At 65.0% G+C, this 15633-nt stretch carries 17 protein-coding genes; 6 read left to right on the top strand and 11 right to left on the bottom strand.

The features are described from left to right. Positions 1 to 89 precede the first annotated feature (89 nt). Genes D9X30_RS00585 through mutL form a run of 3 tightly spaced genes read right to left on the bottom strand, consistent with a single transcriptional unit; the run spans position 90 to position 3604 of the window. Positions 90 to 584, bottom strand: coding sequence for a GNAT family N-acetyltransferase (locus D9X30_RS00585; RefSeq protein ID WP_488770755.1), 495 nt, complete (start codon positions 582 to 584; stop codon positions 90 to 92). Between the two features lie 53 nt (positions 585 to 637). Further along, positions 638 to 1591 (bottom strand): tRNA (adenosine(37)-N6)-dimethylallyltransferase MiaA, encoded by a 954-nt coding sequence (gene miaA / locus D9X30_RS00580; RefSeq protein WP_153947329.1) that lies wholly within the window; start codon positions 1589 to 1591, stop codon positions 638 to 640. 27 nt (positions 1592 to 1618) lie between these two features. After that, the gene (gene mutL, locus D9X30_RS00575) at positions 1619 to 3604 is read right to left on the bottom strand and encodes a DNA mismatch repair endonuclease MutL (protein WP_153947330.1); all 1986 of its coding nucleotides are present in this window, start codon (positions 3602 to 3604) and stop codon (positions 1619 to 1621) included. A gap of 140 nt (positions 3605 to 3744) precedes the next feature. Here mutL and D9X30_RS00570 point away from each other — a divergent pair, with 140 nt between their 5' ends. Continuing rightward, on the top strand, positions 3745 to 4383 hold the full coding sequence (locus D9X30_RS00570) for a VTT domain-containing protein (protein WP_175459959.1): 639 nt from the start codon (positions 3745 to 3747) through the stop codon (positions 4381 to 4383). Positions 4384 to 4417: 34 nt separating this feature from the next. Here D9X30_RS00570 and D9X30_RS00565 read toward each other — a convergent pair whose 3' ends face one another. Beyond that, positions 4418 to 5266 carry a SirB1 family protein gene (locus D9X30_RS00565; protein WP_153947331.1) on the bottom strand — a complete coding sequence of 283 codons (849 nt, stop codon included), beginning with the start codon at positions 5264 to 5266 and terminating at the stop codon, positions 4418 to 4420. Between the two features lie 16 nt (positions 5267 to 5282). Next, positions 5283 to 6833, bottom strand: coding sequence for a murein biosynthesis integral membrane protein MurJ (gene murJ / locus D9X30_RS00560; RefSeq protein WP_153947332.1), 1551 nt, complete (start codon positions 6831 to 6833; stop codon positions 5283 to 5285). A 353-nt stretch (positions 6834 to 7186) separates the two neighbouring features. On the opposite strand from murJ, the gene rpsT reads away from it, so the two are divergent. After that, positions 7187 to 7453 (top strand): 30S ribosomal protein S20, encoded by a 267-nt coding sequence (gene rpsT / locus D9X30_RS00555; protein ID WP_066732116.1) that lies wholly within the window; start codon positions 7187 to 7189, stop codon positions 7451 to 7453. A gap of 164 nt (positions 7454 to 7617) precedes the next feature. Here the strand turns inward: rpsT and D9X30_RS00550 are convergent, their stop codons facing one another. Further along, positions 7618 to 7923 carry a DUF3579 domain-containing protein gene (locus D9X30_RS00550; protein WP_092601779.1) on the bottom strand — a complete coding sequence of 102 codons (306 nt, stop codon included), beginning with the start codon at positions 7921 to 7923 and terminating at the stop codon, positions 7618 to 7620. A gap of 450 nt (positions 7924 to 8373) precedes the next feature. On the opposite strand from D9X30_RS00550, the gene argF reads away from it, so the two are divergent. Further along, the gene (gene argF / locus D9X30_RS00545) at positions 8374 to 9297 is read left to right on the top strand and encodes an ornithine carbamoyltransferase (protein WP_153947333.1); all 924 of its coding nucleotides are present in this window, start codon (positions 8374 to 8376) and stop codon (positions 9295 to 9297) included. 83 nt (positions 9298 to 9380) lie between these two features. Further along, on the top strand, positions 9381 to 9692 hold the full coding sequence (gene ppnP, locus D9X30_RS00540) for a pyrimidine/purine nucleoside phosphorylase (protein WP_153947334.1): 312 nt from the start codon (positions 9381 to 9383) through the stop codon (positions 9690 to 9692). Positions 9693 to 9758: 66 nt separating this feature from the next. On the opposite strand, the gene murB is transcribed toward ppnP, so the two are convergent. Then, the gene (murB, locus tag D9X30_RS00535; RefSeq protein ID WP_153947335.1) at positions 9759 to 10781 is read right to left on the bottom strand and encodes a UDP-N-acetylmuramate dehydrogenase; all 1023 of its coding nucleotides are present in this window, start codon (positions 10779 to 10781) and stop codon (positions 9759 to 9761) included. A 107-nt stretch (positions 10782 to 10888) separates the two neighbouring features. Here murB and D9X30_RS00530 point away from each other — a divergent pair, with 107 nt between their 5' ends. Continuing rightward, a complete protein-coding gene (locus tag D9X30_RS00530; protein WP_092601771.1) occupies positions 10889 to 11374 on the top strand; it encodes a YajQ family cyclic di-GMP-binding protein in 486 nt (161 codons plus the stop codon). A 24-nt stretch (positions 11375 to 11398) separates the two neighbouring features. Here D9X30_RS00530 and D9X30_RS00525 read toward each other — a convergent pair whose 3' ends face one another. From D9X30_RS00525 to D9X30_RS00515, 3 genes are all read right to left on the bottom strand, one after another. Next, positions 11399 to 11848: a DUF192 domain-containing protein gene (locus D9X30_RS00525; RefSeq protein ID WP_092601769.1), complete on the bottom strand. Its 450-nt coding sequence runs from the start codon at positions 11846 to 11848 to the stop codon at positions 11399 to 11401. Positions 11849 to 11999: 151 nt separating this feature from the next. Beyond that, on the bottom strand, positions 12000 to 12194 hold the full coding sequence (locus D9X30_RS00520; RefSeq protein WP_066732106.1) for a hypothetical protein: 195 nt from the start codon (positions 12192 to 12194) through the stop codon (positions 12000 to 12002). Between the two features lie 124 nt (positions 12195 to 12318). Then, positions 12319 to 12930 (bottom strand): pseudouridine synthase, encoded by a 612-nt coding sequence (locus D9X30_RS00515; RefSeq protein WP_153947336.1) that lies wholly within the window; start codon positions 12928 to 12930, stop codon positions 12319 to 12321. Positions 12931 to 13195: 265 nt separating this feature from the next. On the opposite strand from D9X30_RS00515, the gene icd reads away from it, so the two are divergent. After that, positions 13196 to 14446, top strand: coding sequence for an NADP-dependent isocitrate dehydrogenase (gene icd, locus D9X30_RS00510; protein ID WP_153947337.1), 1251 nt, complete (start codon positions 13196 to 13198; stop codon positions 14444 to 14446). 72 nt (positions 14447 to 14518) lie between these two features. Here icd and D9X30_RS00505 read toward each other — a convergent pair whose 3' ends face one another. Next, positions 14519 to 15286 carry a carbonic anhydrase gene (locus D9X30_RS00505; protein ID WP_228770865.1) on the bottom strand — a complete coding sequence of 256 codons (768 nt, stop codon included), beginning with the start codon at positions 15284 to 15286 and terminating at the stop codon, positions 14519 to 14521. Positions 15287 to 15633 lie beyond the last annotated feature (347 nt).

The raw sequence follows: 15633 nt of genomic DNA, 5'->3' as shown, positions 1-15633 counted from the left end.
GCTTGCCGATCATCGCAGTTTGAATCGCTGACCCTCTCCCCCAACCCCTCTCCCGCACAGCGGGAGAGGGGAGCCAACTCCAGGCATTGTTACTCCGTCCCCAGCTTCGTCAGCGCATCCCCCGTCACGCGGCAGATGCGCCAGTCCGGCATCACGTCGGCGCCCATCGCCCGGTAGAAATCGATCGACGGCTGGTTCCAGTCCAGCACCGACCACTCGAAGCGGCCGCAGCCGCGTTCCACGGCCAGCGCCGCCAGATGCTTGAGCAGCGCCTTGCCCAGTCCATGCCCGCGCCAGGCGGGCTCGACGAACAGGTCTTCCAGGTACAGGCCGGGTTTGGCCAGGAAGGTCGAAAAGTTGTGGAAGAACAGGGCAAAGCCGACGGCCTGCTTCGCACCATCCTGGTCGACTTCCACGATCACCGCTTCGGCATGGGGCCTGGCCCCGAACAGCGCGTCGCCAATCTTCTGCGGCGTGGCTTCCACCAGATGCGTCAGCTTTTCGTATTCGGCCAGTTCCGAGATCAGGCGGAACAGCGTGGCGCTGTCGGCCGGCGTGGCGGGGCGGATCAGGAAGGCGGTCATCGTCATTCGCTCAAAAAAACGGAAGCGATGATTATCGGTCACCCGGCGCGCGGTCACCAGCCCGCAGCCTGGGCCACCTGCGCGACGTAGTCGGGTGCGAGGGCATCGACGCTGATGCGCTCCGGCGTGCCGCGCAGCCACGTCAGTTGCCGCTTGCAAAGCTGGCGCGTGGCGGCAATGCCGCGCTCGCGCATGGTGGCGGCATCGCAGTCGCCGTCCAGGTATTCCCACACTTGCCGATAGCCGACGCAGCGCATCGAGGGCAGCCCCAGATGCAGGTCCCCGCGTGCGCGCAGCCGCTGCACCTCGTCGATCAGCCCGCCAGCCAGCATCGCGTCGAAGCGGTCGGCGATACGGGTGTGCAGCACTGCGCGGTCCGAGGGCTCCAGCGCAATCACACGGTAGCGCGCATCGGCCGCGCCCGTGAAGGTCCGCGCATCGGCCTGGCGGGCCAGCAGGGCCGACATCGGCTGGCCGCTGAGCCGGTAGATCTCCAGCGCACGCTGGATGCGCTGCGCATCGTTGGGCGCCAGGCGCGCGGCCGTGACCGGATCGGCCTCGGCCAGCATCGCATGCAGCGCGGGCCAGCCGCGCTCGGCAGCCAGCGCGTCGAGTTCGGCACGCACGGTGGCATCGGCCTGCGGCAGATCGTTCAGGCCCTGCGTCAGCGCCTTGTAATAGAGCATGGTGCCGCCGACGATCAGCGGTGTGTATCCGCGCGACCGGATCTCGTCGATCAGCCGTTCGGCATCGGTCACGAATTGCGCGGCCGAGTAGCTGTCGAGCGGATCGATGATGTCGATCAGGTGGTGCCGCACGCTGGCCAGTTCGGCCGGCGTGGGCTTGGCCGTGCCGATATCCATCTCGCGATAGACCAGCGCGGAATCGAGGCTGATGATTTCCACCTGGCGGCGCGCGGCCAGCTCCAGCGCGGCAGCGGTCTTGCCGGACGCGGTGGGCCCCAGCAGGCAGACGATCGGCGGAAAGTCAGAAAACTGCGATGACATATCAAACGGTCAACGGGAAACAGGGGCTTACTGGCCGCGCAGGAACAGACGGTCGAGTTCGGTCACGGTCAGCTGCACCCAGGTGGGACGACCATGATTGCACTGGTCGGCGCGTTCGGTCTGTTCCATCTGGCGCAGCAGCGCGTTCATTTCCTCGACGGTCAGCTTGCGATTGGCGCGCACGGCGCTATGGCAGGCCAGCGTGGCCAGCAGTTCGTTCTGACGTTCGGCCAGCACGCGTGAGCCGCCGTAGGACTGCAGGTCGCGCAGCACGTCGCGCGCCAGTGCTTCGGCATCGGCCTGCTTGAGCAGGGCCGGAATGGCGCGCACGGCCAGCGTGGTGGGTGACACCGGCGCGATATCGAAGCCCAGCAGCTGCAGTGTTTCCTGGTGCTCTTCGGCCGCGCCGATTTCCACCGGACTGGCCGGCAGCGTGACCGGAATCAGCAGCGGTTGCACCGCCAGCTGGCGCGCGGCCAGGCCATCCTTGATCTGTTCGTATAGGATGCGTTCGTGCGCCGCGTGCATGTCCACCAGCACCAGCCCGCGCGCGTTCTGCGCCAGCACGTAGATGCCGTGCAACTGGGCGATGGCGTAGCCGAGCGGATGATCGGCCTCGCCCGATTCGGCGTCGGCGCCCGGCAGTTCCGGGACGCGCGGCGGCAGGCGGTCCAGCAGGCTGGGCGGGTCGTCGGCACGGGCGGCCTGGGCGTCGGCCAGCCAGGCGGGCGGGCGCGACGACGGCTGCCACGACCCCGGGTTGGCCGATCCCGGCGAGGTGGCGTCACGCACCATGCCCAGATAGGCCTGGCGCGGCTGCGCAATACCCAGTTCGGTCTGGCGGCCCGCCGAGTAATTGATCCATTGCGGCGCGGCGCCGGGCACCCCGGGTGCGGGCGTGGCCGGGCGCGCGGTGGGCATCGGCATCAGGCCGGCACCGTCGCCGGTATCGGAATGCAGGCTGTCGCCCTGTTCGCCGGCCTGGCGCGCCAGGCAACGCTGCACGGCGTGATAGACAAACTGATGGACCGCGCGCGATTCGCGGAAGCGCACTTCGATCTTCGACGGGTGGACGTTGACGTCGACCAGCTCGGGCGGCAGGTCCAGGCACAGCACGTACGACGGAAAGCGGTCGCCGTGCAGCACGTCCTGGTAGGCGCTGCGCACGGCGTGGTTCAGCAGCTTGTCGCGCACGAAGCGCCCGTTGACGAAGAAGTACTGCTGGTCGGGCCGTCCGCGCGATGCCGTAGGCAGGCCGGCAAAGCCGTACAGGTGCAACGCATCGGCGTCTTCATCCAGCGCCAGCCGCGCCCGCGCGAAGTCGCTGCCGAGCACCTGCGCGGTGCGCGTGGACACGTCGCCGGCATTCCAGTGCTCCAGCGGCTTGCCGTTGTGGTGGACGGAGATCGTGACTTCGGGCCGTGCCAGCGCCGCGCGCCGGATCATCTCCAGGCAGTGGCCCAGTTCGGTTTGTTCCGATTTCAGGAACTTTCTACGCGCTGGCGTGTTGAAGTACAGGTGCTGCACGTCAATCATCGTGCCCACGCCGCCCGAGGCGGGCTGCAGCTGGCCGCTGTCGGCGCTGATCTGGGTAGCGTGTGCGGCCGCAGCAGTGCGGCTGGTCAGTACCAGGTGCGAGACCGAGGCAATCGACGCCAGGGCCTCGCCCCGGAAACCGAGCGTCAGGACCGATTCCAGTTCATCGAGCGAGGCGATCTTGCTGGTGGCGTGGCGCATCAGCGCAACGGGCAGTTCGTCGGCGGGAATGCCGCAGCCGTTGTCGGTGATGACAATGCGCCGCACCCCGCCTTCCTCCAGCCGGATACCCAGTTGCGTGGCGCCGGCATCGAGTGCGTTTTCGAGCAGTTCCTTGACCACCGAAGCGGGGCGCTCCACCACCTCGCCAGCCGCAATCTGGCTGATCAGTTGATCCGGCAACGGACGGATCGGGCGGCCAGGCTGGGTGGTGCGAAGGGGGGCTGAGGCGTCAGGCAGGGCGGCGTCGGCAGGCATGCGGGCGATTATACGTGCGGCCGGACACGTTTTCGGCACAAGTCCCGCCAAGAGGTGACGGATTGTCGTAATGGCTCTTGTATGATGGGGGCCTTCTTTGGAGAGAGGCTAATTTGGATACCGTATTGCATCTGATCGACATGGTCCTGCATGTCGACAAATTCCTGGGGCAGTTTGTCCTGGACTATGGGGTCTGGGTCTACGGCATCCTGTTTGCCATCGTCTTTGCCGAGACCGGACTGGTGGTGCTGCCGTTCCTGCCGGGCGACTCGCTGCTGTTCATTGCCGGCGCCATGTGCGCGGCAGGCGCCATGAACGAATGGATGCTGGCGGGCCTGCTGTTCGTGGCCGCCGTCACGGGAAACACAGTCAACTACTTCGTGGGCAGCTGGATCGGGCCCAAGGTGTTCGACCAGCACTGGCGCTTCCTGGACCAGCAGGCCCTGCGCAAGACGCACGACTTCTATGAGCGCCACGGCGGCAAGACGCTGGTGATGGCGCGCTTCATCCCGATCGTGCGCACCTTCGCGCCGTTCGTGGCGGGCGTGTCGCAGATGACCTTTGCACGCTTCCAGCTGTTCAATGTGATCGGTGCGGCCACGTGGGTGTTCGGCCTGGTATTCGCCGGGTACTTCTTCGGCAACCTGCCCTTCATCAAGCAGTATCTGAACCTGATCGTGCTGGCCGGGATCGGCGCGGCCGTGGTGCCGCTGGTGCTGGGCGGGCTGTGGAAGCTGGTGCGCGGCAAGGGCCGCACGCGCGCCCCGGCTGACCGTTAAGGCTGCGCATTGCCCTGAGCGCCGCGGCCGGACGTCAGCTCAGGCTGCGGCTCATCATGCGCAGGGCTGGCATGCGGTCGCGGATCTGCGTGGTGTCGGCGGCGTCGGGCCGCGCCTGGACATAGGCTTCCAGGTCTTCCAGCGCCGGCCGGAAGCACTCCAGATTGGCATATGCCAGGCCGCGATCGCGGACTTCCTCGATCGAATCGGGCAGCAGGATCACCAGCCGGTTCTGCACCGCCAGCAGCCGCTGCCAGCGCGATTCCTGCAGATAGATGGTCTTCAGGTTGCGCAGCATGCGCGCCACGATCTCGCGATGGCCGGCCACCTGCAGGAACAGCCCCAGCGGCACTTCATTCGACCCCGTGATGCCCTCGCGCTCCAGGAACGGGTCGAGCATTTCCTGCAACTGTTCCTTCGACAGCGTTTCGCCAGTCAGCGGGTCGAGCACGACCTCGCCGGCGGGAATCGTCATGCGCACCAGGAAATGGTTGGGAAACGACACGCCCTTGAGCGGCAGGCCGATCTGCTGGCCCAGCTCCATGTACAGCACCGCCAGCGAGATCGGAATGCCCCGGCGCTGCTTGAGCACCACGTTCAGGTACGAATTGTCCGGGTCGTAGTAATCGTTGGCGTTGGGTCCGAAGCCCAGGTCGCGGTAGAAGAAATGGTTTAGCAGGCGCAGGCGCTGGATGGCGGGCGTGCCTTCGGCGATCCGCCGCTTGAGGCGCACCGCCAGTACGTCAAGGGCGGCCAGTTCGGCTTGCAGGTCCAGGTCAGGGTAGGCGTCCTGGGCAATCGCAAGCGCGGTTTCGGTGAGCGGGATCGCATCGTCGTCGGCCACGAGGCTGGCGAAGTAATCCAGGACTTTCGTGGAGGTCATGGGGCGGTGTTCCTGACTAGCCGGCGCGGCGCCGGAAGGCTGCGTAGCGCAGGCCCATGAGCCACAGTGTACCGAAGTAGACCGCCGCTGCAAGTACCAGGCAGGCGGCCATCAGCGCGATGCGCAGCCACGGCGTGGTACCCATCGCCACCCAGTCGAAATTGCGCGAGAACCACAGCAGCATGCCGGACAGGATCAGCATGGCCGCCGCCAGCCGCAGCAGGAACATGCCCCAGCCCGGCGCCGGGCGGTAGAAGCCCCGCCGGCGCAACCCGAAGAACAGCAGCAGCGCGTTGACGGTGGCGCCAAAGCTGATCGACAGCGGCAGGCCGGCATGGCCCAGCACCGGCACGAACACGAAGTTGGACAGCTGCGTGATGACCAGCACCAGGATCGCGATCTTGACCGGGGTGCGGATGTCCTGCCGCGCATAGAAGCCCGGCGTCAGGATCTTGATGAGAATAAGCGCCAGCAGGCCCACGCCATAGGTGCCCAGCGCCTGACGCGTCATCTCCACCGCGTGGGCGTCGAAGCGGCCATAGTTGAACAGCACGGATGTCAGCGGCGTGCCGAACAGCATCAGCCCGGCCGCGCAGGGCAGGGCCAGCAGGAAGGTCAGCCGCAGGCCCCAGTCGAGCAGGCCCGAGTATTCCTCGCGGTTGTCGTTGGCGTTGGCGCGCGACAGGCTCGGCAGCAGGATGGTCCCCAGCGCCACGCCCAGCAGCGCCGTCGGGAACTCCATCAGGCGATCTGCATAGGTGATGTACGACACGGCGCCGGCACCCAGGCGCGATGCGATGTTCGTATTGATGATCAGGCTGATCTGGGCCACCGACACGGCCAGCAGGGCCGGCGCCATCTGCTTGACCACGCGCCGCACGCCGGGATTGGACCAGGCCTGGCGCAGGTCCAGCGAAATCCGCGGCAGCACGCCCAGACGGCGCATGGCCGGCACCTGGATGGCCAGCTGCAGCACGCCGCCGATCAGCACGCCCCACGCCTGCGCGTAGATCGGCTGCTTCAGGTGGGGGCCCACCCAGACCGCGGCCACGATTAGGCAGAGGTTGAGCAGCACGGGCGTGAAGGCGGGCACCGCGAAGTTGCGCCAGCTGTTCAGGATGCCGGAGGCCAGTGCCACCATCGAAATCAGGCCGATGTACGGAAACATCACGCGCGTCATGAACACCGCCGAGTCGTAGGTCTCGGCGTCGCCGCGGAAGCCCGTGGCCACCACGGTCATGACGATCGGCGCGGCAATCACGCCCACCAGCGAAACGGCGGCCAGCACCCAGGCCATCACCGTGGCCACGGCGTCGATCAGCAGATGCGTCTCGGCGTCGCCCCGCTTGCCGTGGTATTCGTTCAGGATCGGCACGAAGGCCTGCGAGAAGGCCCCTTCGCCAAAGATGCGGCGCAGCATGTTGGGGATGCGGAACGCCACGTTGAAGGCGTCGGTCATGTCCGAGGCGCCGAAGGCCCGGGCAATCAGGATTTCGCGCATCAGGCCCGTGATGCGCGACAGCATCGTCAGGCCACTGATGGTGGCAAGGGCTTTGAGAAGGTTCAAGGTGGTAGTCGGGGAAAGCTTCAGGCCGGCCGGCCGCTACGCAGCCAGGGCGGAATGCGGTTCAGACGCCCGTTTGGCCCCAAAAGTTGCCGCGGCGCCACGGTCTGCGGCCAGGCGGCGCCGGATGTGGCGCTTATTATACGGATCGGCCGATGTTGGGTGACCGTCAGCGCGGGTATACGAATCACCCTTGCCTGTGCCGGCAGCATGTGTGTATAATCGCCGATTCGCAAGGACAGTCGCGTCCAGGATTCGTTTGTCGAAACATCCCGGGTCGCACGATGTGACTTAATTGTTGCGTCCCAAATTATTGCGTCGCCCCGGGCGCGCATTCTGAATTCAGGAAGAGATACATGGCAAATTCCGCACAAGCTCGCAAGCGCGCGCGCCAAGCCGTCGCCGCGAACGCCCACAATTCCAGCCTGCGCTCGCGTCTGCGCACCGCCGTCAAGGCAGTTCGCAAGGCAATCGACGCCGGCGACAAGGCTGCAGCTGCTGAAATCTTCAAGCAGTCGCAAACGATCATCGACAGCATTGCTGACAAGAAGATCGTGCACAAGAACAAGGCCGCTCGTCACAAGTCGCGCCTGTCGGCAGCCATCAAGGGCATGGCCGCCTAAGTCTGCCTGGGCCACCCCGGTGGCCTGCAGAAAGAAAAGCTCGTCTTCGGACGGGCTTTTTTGTTTTCTGGGGCGTCGCTGCGGCTGGCTTGGCCGCGTGCGGCCGGCAACAAAAAACCCGGCGCCGGCCGGGTTTCTTCATATGGGGTGCGTCGACTTCGGTGTCAGTGTTCGACCGAGCAGGCTTCCACCACCTGGAGGTTGTTGTCGCGGGCGAAGTTCAGGACAAAATCGAGCGCCTTCGGCTCGATGTCGCGCAGCCGGGTATCCACCACCACGTTCTTGACGCCAGCCACGATCACCGGGCGCACATACGGCGAGTAGGTCAGGCGGGGATCGCCGGTATCGCCTTCGGGACGGAATTGCGCCATCACGCCGCACAGCCGCTCGGCCCAGTCGCTGGGGCGGAAGGTCTTGCCTTCCTTCGTAACGCCTTGGATGAAATATTCGCGGACTTGGGGGGTGGTCATGGGACTGCGGGGATTCTGCTTGGTGACTCGACGGTAAACCCGCTTCAACGGGCGCACCGTTTGACGCATCCGGCGGGCGAATGGTTCGCGCGCATCCGGACATGACCAGCGGGGCGTGGTGTCGGCGGGGGCACTTTTGATGCCGGCGGCGGGCTGTTGGCATCGGTATGCCGGGCCCCGCGTGAATCAGCGAGTATTATATCTTATATAAGACCTGCGCATAAGGCTGAATCCTGTCGGAAACCTGTCAGTGACCCCCAGGGGCGCGCCAGTGCCGCTTCTGGAGGTTAACGGACCGGGCTCGCCAAAGCTGGAATAATCCCTTATGATCTTTGCAATTACATTGCGTAAGCGACGCGAAAGGCGGCTCCGCGACACGCTCCAGCCCTCATGGATTGCACTTCCGCGCAATCGGGCTGCGTGTCCCAAGCGAGCCGCCTTCTTTGTTTTATGAGCCCAACCCCGATCAAGCATTACCTCCAGTTCAGCGACCTCGGTGCCGACGAGTACGCGTACCTGCTGGACCGCGCGAGGATCCTGAAGGCGAAGTTCAAGAACTACGAGACATGGCACCCGCTGCACGACCGCACGCTGGCCATGATCTTCGAAAAGAATTCCACGCGTACGCGCCTGTCGTTCGAGGCCGGTGTCCACCAGCTGGGTGGCCATGCGGTGTTCCTGAACACGCGCGATTCGCAGCTGGGGCGTGGCGAGCCGATCGAGGATGCCGCACAGGTGATCTCGCGCATGGTCGACATCATCATGATCCGCACCTACGGCCAGGACATCATCGACCGCTTTGCCGCGCATTCGCGCGTGCCGGTGATCAACGGGCTGACCAACGAATACCACCCCTGCCAGGTGCTGGCCGATATCTTCACGTATATCGAGCAGCGCGGCAGCATTGCCGGCAAGACCGTGGCCTGGATCGGTGACGCCAACAACATGGCTTACACCTGGATCCAGGCGGCCGAGCGGCTCGACTTCACGTTCACGTTCTCGGCGCCCCCGGGCTACCAGCTGGACCCGGCCATGGTGCCGGCATCGGCCGCGCCGCGCGTGAGGGTGTTCGCCAATCCGCTGGAAGCCTGCCAGGGCGCGCACCTGGTGACCACGGACGTCTGGACCAGCATGGGCTTCGAGGCCGAGAACGAAGCGCGCAAGCGCGCGTTCAAGGACTGGATGGTGACCACGGCGATGATGGACTGCGCCGCTGACGATGCCCTGTTCATGCACTGCCTGCCGGCGCACCGTGGCGAGGAAGTGGAAGCCGCCGTCATCGACGGCCCGCGCAGCGTGGTGTGGGAAGAAGCCGAGAACCGCCTGCACGTGCAGAAGGCGCTGATGGAATACCTGCTCTGCGGCCGCTACTGAGCCGCCGCTGGAGCCAATGAAAGGGGGCCGCGATGGCTCCCTTTTTTACGTCTTTACGAACCGCAAGATCCGAGGAGATTGAGATGAGCCAGTTCGACAATGTGTCGGTCGTCAAAAAGGCCAACCTGTATTTCGATGGCAAGTGCGTGAGCCACACGGTGCTGTTTGCCGATGGCACGCGCAAGACGCTGGGCGTGATCTTTCCGGCCGCGCTGACGTTCAGCACGGGCGCGCCGGAAGTCATGGAAATCAACGCGGGCAGCTGCCGCGTGCGCCTGGCCGGCTCGGAAGAATGGAAGACCTACGGCGCGGGCCAGCAGTTCGACGTGCCGGGCAATAGCAGCTTCGACATCGAAGTGACCGAGACCCTGGACTACGTCTGCCACTTCGCTTGAGCTTTGGCTTGAGCTGCACGGTTTTCTCCCCTCTCCCGCCGGCGGGAGAGGGGAGAAGTACACCCTTCAAAGGATCACCGGTTCCGGCTCGATCCTGACGCCAAAGCGCGCCTGGACCGTATCCGCGATGCGGTCCGCCAGCTTCAGCAGCGCGGCGCCCGTGCCGCCGCCATGATGCACCAGCACCAGCGCCTGCTTGCCGTAGACGCCCACCGGGCCGTCGTCCAGGCCCTTGAAGCCGCACTGGTCGATCAGCCAGCCCGCCGCCAGCTTGTAGCGACCGTCGGGCTGGGGATAGCTGACCAGCGCCGGATGCTCGGCCACCAGCGCATCGCGCTGCGCCGCTTCCACCACCGGATTCTTGAAGAACGAGCCCGCGTTGCCGATCTGTGCCGGATCGGGCAGCTTGCGCGAGCGGATGGCGATGACGGCATCGCGCACCTGTGCGGCGCTGGGTGATGCAATGTGTTGCAGTTCGCGCGCCAGTTCGCCGTAGTTCAGCACTGGCTGCCAGGCCTTCGGCAGCCGCAGCGTCACGGCCGTGATGATGTAGCGGTCGCGGCCTTCGCGCTTGAACAGGCTGTCGCGGTAGCCGAACGCGCAGGCGTCCAGATCCAGCGTGACGAATTCGCGTGCCTGGCGATCGTAGGCGCGCAGCCGTGCGAAGCGGTCCCGCAATTCCACGCCATAGGCGCCGATGTTCTGGATCGGGGCGGCGCCGGCCGTGCCCGGGATCAGGGCCAGGTTTTCGAGGCCCGGCACACCGTCGGCAACCGTGCGGCTCACCAGGCCGTGCCAGTTTTCGCCGGCACCGGCCGTCACGAGCCAGTCGGCGCGGCCTTCGGTGACGTCCTCGGCGATGTCGTAGCCCGGGATTTCCATCAGCAGCACGCAGGCGTCGAGATCGCCGGTCAGCACGACGTTGCTGCCACCCCCGAGCACCACCACCGGCATCCCGGCCGCGCGCGGGTCCGACAGGGCCGAAACCAGGTCGGATTCGCTGCGAATATGCGCCGCCAGACGCGCACGCGCATCGAACCCGAATGTATTGTGGGTGCGCAGGGGATAAAATTCGTAAAAATCTGCCATGAAGGACGGGGAAAGCACCCCGGACCGGGGCAGGCCAAGATTATACGTAACCGCATGAACCGGCCGCCGGGGCAAACGGCGCGCCATGCAAGACCAGGAGAATCGATATGCCGTCGTTTGACGTAGTGTGTGAAGCCAATATGGTGGAAGTGAAGAACGCCGTGGAACAGGCCAACAAGGAAATCTCCACGCGTTTCGACTTCAAGGGGTCCGACGCCCGCGTCGAGCAGAAGGAAGGCGAACTGACCGCGTTTGCCGATGACGACTTCAAGCTCGGCCAGGTCAAGGACGTGATGATCAACAAGATGGCCAAGCGCAATGTGGACGTGCGCTTCCTGGACTACGGCAAGGTCGAGAAGATCAGCGGCGACAAGGTCAAGCAGGTCATCACGATCAAGAAGGGTGTGACCGGCGACCTGTCGAAGAAAATCGTGCGCATGATCAAGGACAGCAAGATCAAGGTGCAGGCCAGCATCCAGGGCGACGCCGTGCGCGTGACGGGCACCAAGCGCGACGACCTGCAGTCGGTGATCGCGCTGCTGCGCAAGGACGTCAGCGAGGCGCCCCTGGACTTCAACAACTTCCGCGACTAGGAAGCACGATCGAACCAGGAAACGCTATTGCCCCTGCCGCGCTTGCGGCAGGCCGCCGATCTTTGCGCCGGGCTTGATGCCCTTCTGCGCAAACCAGCCCTTGTTCATCTCCAGCGCGTAGCGCACGGCCGCGCGCGGGCAGTGGTTGTCCTCGGTCTGGGGCTTCATGTCCTCGATGTTCACGATGCTGCCGTCATCGGCCAGGAAGGCGATGGAAAGCGGCAGGTCCGTGTTGCGCATCCAGAAGCAGTGCCCGGCCTTTTCCTCGAACACGAACAGCATGCCGGCGTTGGCGGGCATCGACTTGCGGAACATCAAGCCGCGCTCGCGCGCTTCGGACGATGCCGCCACTTCGGCCTGGATGGCGTACATGCCGGCGGTCAGCGGGATGACAGGCAGCGCGGACTGCGCCTGGGCCAGGCTCGTCAGCGCGGCGGCGCCCACGGCCATCAAGGTCTTGAACACGGGATGCATGGCGGATCTTGTCGTTGGGGGTCTTGCTGCAGGCGAGAGCATAGCGCAGCCATGCCGGCCGTGCCGAAAGCGCCGGACATGAAAAAAGGCAGGTCGCATGGGCGCCTGCCTTTCTACAGACGCGCGGAAGGTGTCCGCGCGCGGGGTCGCCTTACTGGGCGGCCGGTGCCGAAGCTTCCGCCTTCTTGGCGTGGTGCTTGGTCGACGAATGCTTGTGATGGGTGGACTTCGCGGGCTTCGCGGCTTCCTTGGCGGCCGGCGCAGCGTCAGCAGCGGGAGCCGAAGCTTGCGCGAAAGCGCCGGTAGCGAACAGGCCAACAACCAGGGCAGCGATCAGTTTTTTCATTGCGAGTACCTCAGAAATGTATCCAGTATTTGGAGGGTTCGACGCGCGTAGACGTGTCACTCGCAAAAACGAAACGCCATCTTTTGCCGTTGACGTCGTGTTTAACACTATTTGTAACTGCGTTTTACCGGCGTCTGGGCACATGTATTGCGCCACGGACATGTGATGGCCGGGATGGAAGTCCCAGTGCGCGGACATCCACCTCGCTCCATTGCCCCGGCATCAGGCCAAGCTCGGGCAGCGACAGGTTGCCGATGGCTGCCCGGATCAGCCGAAGCGTGGGAAAGCCCACGGCGGCCGTCATCCGCCGCACCTGGCGGTTCTTGCCTTCGCGAATCTGCAGTTCAACCCAGGTGGTGGGAATGGCCGCGCGATACCGGATCGGCGGATCGCGATCCCATAGCCAGTCGGGTGCATCGACCACGCGCACAGCAGCCGGCAGCGTCGTGAAATCGCCAAGATCCACGCCCGCGCGCAGGCGGGCCAGCGCGGCATCGTCGGGTATGCCCTCCACCTGCGCCAGATAGGTCTTGGCCAGCTTGTGCCTGGGGTCGGCGATGCGCGTCTGCAGCGCGCCGTCGTCGGTCAGCAGCAGCAGGCCTTCACTGTCCGCGTCGAGGCGTCCGGCCGGGTAGACGCCAGGCATGTCGACGCAGTCAGCCAGCGTCGCCCGCGACGGATGCGCGGAGAACTGGCTCATCATCTGGAAGGGCTTGTTGAGGGCGATCAAGGTCATGGCCGCGCATTATCCACCAGTGCCGCCATGGCCGGCGCGCAAACGTTGGCGCGCGCCATCGCTTTATGCATAATATACAGATAGGTCTTATGTCTTATATAAGACTGCTGTGCGATGTGGCACACCCGCCGGGCGCGGATGCCGTTGGCCGAGGACACGCGACGGTGGCGAAACGCCCGTTACAATGCCTCGCACAACACAATCGCGTCGCCGGGCTCTGCGGCCTGGTGCCAGCCATCACCCCCATCCGCAGTTGGAGACGAACATGTATCAGCACATCAAGGTGCCGGCAGGCGAGAAGATCACGGTCAACGCCGATTTCTCGCTGAACGTGCCGGACAACCCGATCATTCCGTATATCGAAGGCGACGGCACGGGCGTCGATATCACCCCGGTGATGCTGAAGGTGGTGGACGCCGCCGTGGCCAAGGCCTATGGCGGCCAGCGCAGGATCGCGTGGATGGAGGTCTTCGCCGGCGAGAAGTCCACGCGCATCTACGGCCCGGACGTCTGGCTGCCCGAAGAGACGCTCGACGTGGTCAAGGAGTACGTGGTGTCGATCAAGGGCCCGTTGACCACGCCGGTTGGTGGCGGCATCCGGTCGCTGAACGTGGCGCTGCGCCAGCAGCTCGATCTCTATGTGTGCCTGCGCCCGGTTCGATATTTCAAGGGCGTGCCGTCGCCGGTGCGCGAGCCGGAAAAGACCAATATGGTGATCTTCCGCGAGAATTCGGAGGACATCTACGCCGGCATCGAATGGGAGGCCGGCAGCGAGGGGGCGAAGAAGCTGATCGCCTTCCTGCAGGACGAAATGGGCGTCAAGAAGATCCGTTTCCCGGACACATCCGCCATTGGCGTGAAGCCGGTGTCGAAACAGGGCACCCAACGGCTGGTGCGCAAGGCGATCCAGTATGCGATCGACAACGACAAGCCGTCGGTCACGCTGGTGCACAAGGGCAACATCATGAAGTTCACCGAGGGTGGCTTCCGTGACTGGGGCTACGAGCTGGCGCAGCAGGAATTCGGTGCCGAACTGGTCGATGGTGGCCCGTGGTGCAGGTTCAAGAACCCGAAGACCGGCCGCGACATCGTGATCAAGGACGTTATCGCCGATGCGTTCCTGCAGCAGGTGCTGCTGCGCCCGGCCGAGTATTCGGTGATCGCCACGCTGAACCTGAACGGCGACTACATCTCCGACGCGCTGGCGGCCCAGGTGGGCGGCATCGGCATCGCGCCGGGCGCCAACATGTCGGACGACGTGGCGATGTTCGAGGCCACGCATGGCACGGCGCCGAAATACGCTGGCAAGGACTACGTGAATCCGGGTTCGGAAATCCTGTCCGCAGAAATGATGCTGCGCCATATCGGCTGGACCGAGGCTGCCGACCTGATCATCGAGTCGATGGAGAAATCGATCCAGTCGAAGAAGGTGACCTATGACTTCGCGCGGCTGCTGGAAGGCGCCACGCAGGTGTCGTGCTCGGGCTTCGGCCAGGTGATGATCGACAACATGTAAGGCTGGCCGACCCGGACGGCAAGCGCCCCGGCACCGCGAGGTGGCCGGGCCTTTTTTTTTTTCGGGTGTCCTTCAACCGCCCGACTGCACGGCGCGCCCATCCAGCGGCTGGGGCGGCCGCGCATTCATCGGATAGCGGCTACGAAACGCGGCCAGTTGTTGCGGCGAGATCGTCAGCGGCTGCTTCATCACGTACCACTGGACATCCTCGGTACAAGGCGGTGTGGTCAGGCTGCCGGGGAACGTGTAGTAGTGATGTGATTTAGGCAGCAGGCCGGCGATGTTGACCCGGCCGGGCATCGGCACGGGCTGGGCGCCCGGCTTGGGCAGCGTGCGGAACAGCGTGGCCAGTTGCGGGTTGGGTTTGCCCATCCTGAACATGACCGCGACCACGGCGACGACGCGCCCTTTATCGTCCTGGTGGACAAAGTGCACGGACAGCGGGTAGGCCTTGCCGTTGAAGCGGGTCTCGCTGGGCGTGTGAAAGTGGAATTGCGCCAGCCGATAGGTGCCCGAAGCCGTGGTCAGCGTCTCGGCGCCAGCGGGCCGCACCTCGATCGTATGTCCGGTATTGGCGACCTTGACCCGCGTGGGCCGATAGTGAAACGCGAGCGCCGGAAGGTGCGCCGGTGTCGCACCATGGATATCCACGGGCGATTGCAGTTTGCCCGTCGCGCATCGGAAAAATCCGGGGTCCAATTCGCCCCAGTGAGAGGGGTCCGTCGCGCCTTCGTAGGACCAGGCGTGAGGGTCGTGGCCAGGCGGGTCGGCGGCGATTGCGCTGGCTGACCCCATGACGATGGCGCCGCAGAAGGCGGCTGCTCGTAGCGTGTGTGTCATTTGGCGAAGCTCCGATGGTCGAGCGTGTCCGCGCGCAACATGCGCGGGGATGGCTCGGGCCAGTCTACGAAGCCGCCATCGATGCCGAAATGGCGCTCCTACGAAAGCGAGTCGGCCCTGGGACGTTTCCTTGACTTGGTTGACAGTGCCGGCTCGGCGAGGGGCTTTACGGAACGCCGTTCCGCACCCGGGAACCGCAGCGGGCAACGCAGAAACAGAAACGCCCGGCACATGGTTCACATGGGCCGGGCGTTTTTCCGGATGCTTGGCGTACGCGCTTGGCGCGTGCCCCGGACTGGCATTGCCAGCCGTGGCACTGGATCCCGTTCCGAAGGAAGTTTCCCCCC

Origin of the sequence: Cupriavidus sp. U2, from assembly GCF_009663685.2 — a bacterium.
Taxonomy (GTDB): domain Bacteria; phylum Pseudomonadota; class Gammaproteobacteria; order Burkholderiales; family Burkholderiaceae; genus Cupriavidus; species Cupriavidus necator_C.
Note: the sequence above shows the minus strand (reverse complement) of the source record. Positions and strands in the feature narration are given on the sequence as shown.